Origin of the sequence: Gudongella sp. DL1XJH-153, from assembly GCF_049310905.1 — a bacterium.
In the GTDB taxonomy this organism is placed as follows: domain Bacteria; phylum Bacillota; class Clostridia; order Tissierellales; family Tissierellaceae; genus Gudongella.
Window position 1 is genome coordinate 1 of sequence record NZ_JBMEMN010000088.1, and the last position, 587, is coordinate 587.

Annotated in this window: 1 protein-coding gene; it reads right to left on the bottom strand. The window is 45.3% G+C overall.

The window, feature by feature from the left end; translation table 11 throughout:
* Nucleotides 1-587: recombinase zinc beta ribbon domain-containing protein (locus tag ACOEN1_RS13475; protein WP_422487407.1), on the bottom strand; the 587-nt coding region annotated here is incomplete at both ends.

Genomic DNA, 587 nt, shown 5'->3' on the forward strand with positions numbered 1-587 from the left:
GGGTTCTTTTTACTGTAGGCTGATTTTGCAGCGCGAGCTTCAGGTGTCCACCAATCCTTCCTGGCCGTGGATTTCCAATGTTGAGGAATAAAGCTACCGTCATGTAAATGAAAGATGAGTTCATCTGTTCCATTCACCACAACTTTTTCAACTTGATCCAGGAACACGTCCTCATCAAATTCTTCTAAGCCGAGCACCTGGGCACAGACACCTTGGAGTATCTTCTCTGGGATGTTTTTGGCGCTGCACTCTGACACGCCTTTGCGGTCTTTAGTCTGGCAAGTCCAAATATAATAAACATCACTTGAATGCTTGCCTTGTCTTTTGCCGCTGCGCCTATAGCTGACACCGCAGTTTCCGCACTTTATCTTGCTTGTAAAGCAGGTGGTGTTGATTGATGGGTTTGCGAAAACGCCTAACTTTCTGCGCCGTGCGATTTCAGCTTGCACCTTTTTATAAGTTTCTAGGTCAATTATGGCTTCGTGAGAATCTTCTACCCAGTACTGTGGGAGTTCTCCGTTGTTGGGCTTTAACTTGTGTGTGATATGGTCCTCAATAAAACCCTTTTGTAAAAGCATGTTACCGGT